At 62.3% G+C, this 3,806-nt stretch carries 3 protein-coding genes and 1 pseudogene; 1 reads left to right on the top strand and 3 read right to left on the bottom strand.

The window, feature by feature from the left end; translation table 11 throughout:
• Window positions 1–626, bottom strand: a 626-nt coding sequence (locus EN935_RS26000; protein WP_164771341.1) for a sugar ABC transporter permease, incomplete at its 3' end; no start/stop codon positions are given.
• Between the two features lie 265 nt (window positions 627–891).
• On the bottom strand, window positions 892–2,247 hold the full coding sequence (locus EN935_RS25995; protein ID WP_127265149.1) for an ABC transporter substrate-binding protein: 1,356 nt from the start codon (window positions 2,245–2,247) through the stop codon (window positions 892–894).
• Between the two features lie 363 nt (window positions 2,248–2,610).
• On the opposite strand from EN935_RS25995, the gene EN935_RS25990 reads away from it, so the two are divergent.
• Window positions 2,611–3,633, top strand: coding sequence for a substrate-binding domain-containing protein (locus tag EN935_RS25990; protein WP_109666824.1), 1,023 nt, complete (start codon window positions 2,611–2,613; stop codon window positions 3,631–3,633).
• 12 nt (window positions 3,634–3,645) lie between these two features.
• Here EN935_RS25990 and EN935_RS25985 read toward each other — a convergent pair.
• A pseudogene (locus EN935_RS25985) lies at window positions 3,646–3,806 on the bottom strand (LysR family transcriptional regulator); the annotation flags it as partial.

Below are 3,806 nucleotides of genomic sequence, written 5' to 3'. Positions count from 1 at the left end.
AGGATACCCATCAGGAAGAAATTGTTCCAGAACGGCAGCGATATCCAGACCTGCGGCTGGCCGCCGAAATGCTGGATGACGGCGTTGAGGATGCCGATCTGCGTCTGGCCCTCGCCACGATACTCGTAGATGAATTTCCAGATGACGCTGGCGCCGACGAAGGAGATTGCCAGCGGCAGGAAGATCAGGCTCTTGGCGATCGTGCCCCACCAGATCTTGTCGGTGAGCACGGCGATGATCAGCCCGAGGAAGGTGCAGGCGGCGGGCACGACCGCCAGCCAGATGATGTTGTTGAGGATCGAGTTGCGGAACTCGCGGTCGCCGAAGGCCCATTCGTAATTGGCCAAGCCGACGAAATTGATGCCGCCGCGATCGAGGAACGACAGCCGTAGCGTCTCGACCACCGGATAGATCAGGTAGATGGTCAGGATGATCATCGCTGGGCCAACAAACAGCCAGGGACGGACCAGCCCTTGCCGGCGCAGATTGTCGATGGCCGCAGCACCGGCGACGCCGCGCGACGGGAATATCAGGTCGACCAGTTTGTTGGCGCCCCAGAAATAGGCGACGCAACCGCCGACGCCGACGATGATGACGAAAATGGCCGAGAAAATCTGAGCCGCCATGGGTCCCTCCCCCTGCGCATCATCAGCCAAAGCCGAACGGTCCGGGCGGTGAGATGCGCCGATTCAGTTGTTCAGAGCGCGATCGCCAGGCAAGACGGGTTTTCCCTTTTGCTGATCGCGCTTCATGCCGGATGTCTGTGTGCTCATGATAGTCGCTGCGGCACGGGCCGCCGGTCGGATCCGGGCCTCCAGGGCCCGGATCCACTTGGGATGCGATAGTCCAAACGTCCAGCCGAACGATCGGCTGCTTAGCTCCGTCGGCCGCCTACTTGATAGCGTCCCAGCTCTTCTGGATGTCGGTGGCGACATCCTGCGCGGACTTGCCGCCGACCAGGTCGATCATGCCGGTCCAGAACGCGCCGGCGCCGATCTTGCCGGGCATCAGGTCGGAACCGTCGAAGCGGAAGGTCGAGGCGTTGGCGAGGATTTCGCCCTGCTTCTTCAGCGCGTCGCTGGCGTAGGCATCCTTGTTGACCGACTTGAGCGGCGTCACGAAACCACCCTCGGCCATCCAGATCTCATGGGCGAGCGGCATCTTCAGGAATTCGATGAACGCGCGGGCACTCTTGCTGTCTTTCGTGATCATCGCCAGCGTACCGGCGCCGAGCACGGGCGTGCCCAGTTCAGGCTTGGAAGCATAGGGCGGGAAGTAGAAGAAGTCCGCGTCCTGGCCGACCTTGGTGCCTTCCGGGAAGAAGGTCGGGATGAACGATGCCTGATGGTGCAGGTAGCATTTCGGCGGCACCGAGAAGAGGCCCTTCGGGCTGTCGCGGAAATCGGTCGCCGCAACCGCCTTGGCGCCGCCGTCGACCATCTTGTCGTCGGTCGCGATCTTGCCGAAGATGTCGATGGCGTTGACCACCGCCGGATCGTTGAACGGGATCTCGTTCTTCACCCATTTGTCGTAGACTTCCGGGGCCTGGGTGCGCAGCATCAGGTCTTCGACCCAGTCGGTCGCCGGCCAGCCGGTGGCGCCGCCCGAGCCGAGACCGATGCACCACGGCTTGCCGCCATCGGCGATGATCTTCTTTTCGAGATCGGCAAGCTCTTCCTGCGTCTTCGGCACCTTGTAGCCGGCTTCCTTGAAATTGTCCGGTGAATACCAGACCAGGGACTTCACGTCGGCCTTGTAGGGGAACGCGAAGAAGCCCGGCTTGCCGTCCTTGTCCTTGAAGGTGCCGAGATCGACCCATGACTGGCCGGCGCCGTAATTGTCCTTGACCCATTTCGCGGTGTCGTCGCCGAGGGGTGTCAAAAGGCCCTTCGATGCCAGGTCCTGGATCAGGCCCGGCTGTGGCAGCACGGCGATGTTCGGCGGGCTGCCGGCCTGTGTGTCGATGACGATCTGCTGTTCGTAATTCTCCGAGGAGGAGTATTTGATCTCGACGCCGGTGGCTTCCGAGAAATAGTCGAGAACGCCGCGCACCAGGCCTTCGTCCTCACCGCGCCACGGTCCGAAGATCGTCAGCGTCTCACCCTTGAGATCGACTTTCTTGAGCTCTTCGTAGTTCGCCCAGTTGAAGCGCTTGTCCTCACCCGGTTTGAACTTCAATTCGGCATGCGCGGGCGCGTTCAGGGCGAGCGTGGCAAACGCAGCACCCAGCAAAAGCATTTTCTTCATCGGTATTCCTCCCAGTGGGTCACACACACCGGACGGAACCTCCATTCCGCCCGCCGACGCCGCAGGACTGTGACTCAGTCAGAAAGGAACCGCAACCTTTCGAAGAGTCTTCCAAAGCGCTTTGGCTTTTTTGATCTCGCCATTGAATCGCCTGGAAGTCAAGAGGCTGGCGAGCTAATCGATTTAACTTCGCGCATTTGCGGCAGAAAAAGTGCGCTGCAACATGCTTTTATGGCAGCGCAGCAGCAATTCTTGTTTCAAACCGGCCCAAACCGCGTCTATGGTTCATCCTCCTATGGACCGGCCCTTACGGCACTTGGGTCGATTCAATTTAAAAGCGCTTTGAGGGAATGGAGACCTTTCGTGAACCTCAAGCAGCTCGCCCATATGCTGGCACTTTCGCAGACTACGGTAAGCCGCGCTCTGAACGGCTATCCCGAGGTCAACGAGGAAACGCGAAGGCGGGTGATGGATGCCGCCAAGCGCCACGGCTACCGCCCCAATCCGAGCGCGCGCCGGCTGGCGACCGGCAAGACCGGTATGATCGGTTATGTTCTGCCTACCGGTGCCGCCGTCGACATCGATCCGCATTTCGTCGAGTTCCTGTCCGGCCTCGGCGACTACGCCCGCTCGCACGAACTCGACCTGGTGCTGTCGCCGGCCGACGCCGACGACCAGGAGACGACCTACCGGCGCATCGTCGCCAACCGGCAGGTCGACGCCGTCTACATCTCCTCGCCAAGGCCCGCTGACCGGCGCGTGGCGCTGGTCAACACGCTCGGCATTCCCTTCATCGTCCATGGCCGCAGCGAAGGTTTCGATTTCGACTATGCCTTCACCGACATCGACAATGAGGGCGCCTTCCGCGAGGCGGCCAGGCTGCTGATCCAGCTCGGCCACCGGCGGCTGGCGCTGATCAACGGTGATGATCGCGAGACCTTCGCCATCCATCGCGAACGCGGTGTGCGCCGGGCGCTTGCCGCGAGCGGGCTGACATTGGGCGAGCACCATGTCTGCTCGGTTGATATGACCGAGGAGAACGGCTATCGCGCCACCAGGCGTTTGCTGGAAGCGGGCGACGCGCCGACGGCGATCGCCTGCTCCAGCCTGATCATGGCGCTGGGCGTCGTGCGTGCGGTGCGCGACCTTGGCCTGAGCATTCCGGGCGACGTGTCGCTGATCGCCCATGACGATGTCTTCCCCTGGCTGAGGCCTGAGAATTTTTCGGTGCCGCTGTCGACGACGCGTTCATCCATCCGTCTCGCCGGCGCCCGTGTCGCCGAGCGGCTGGCGGCACGGATTTCGGGACTGGAGGAGGGCGCCCGCGGCGAGGTCTGGCCGGTCGACCTGGTGGTCAGGGGATCGGTCGCCGGCGCGCCTGCCTGAGGTCAGAACCGGCTACGGCTGACCCGTCGCCTCGCGCGATATGGACAGCCCCGCGAGAAGCGGAGCGTACGCGGCGAGCCTGCGGGATACGAACTCCGTGAAGAGCCGCACGCGCTTTGTCTTGCGTGTCTCCCCCTGTGTGAGAAGCCAGAGCGTTCCGTACATGTGCAGCT

It is taken from the genome of Mesorhizobium sp. M7D.F.Ca.US.004.03.1.1, assembly GCF_003998635.1.
GTDB lineage: Bacteria > Pseudomonadota > Alphaproteobacteria > Rhizobiales > Rhizobiaceae > Mesorhizobium > Mesorhizobium loti.
Note: the sequence above shows the minus strand (reverse complement) of the source record. Positions and strands in the feature narration are given on the sequence as shown.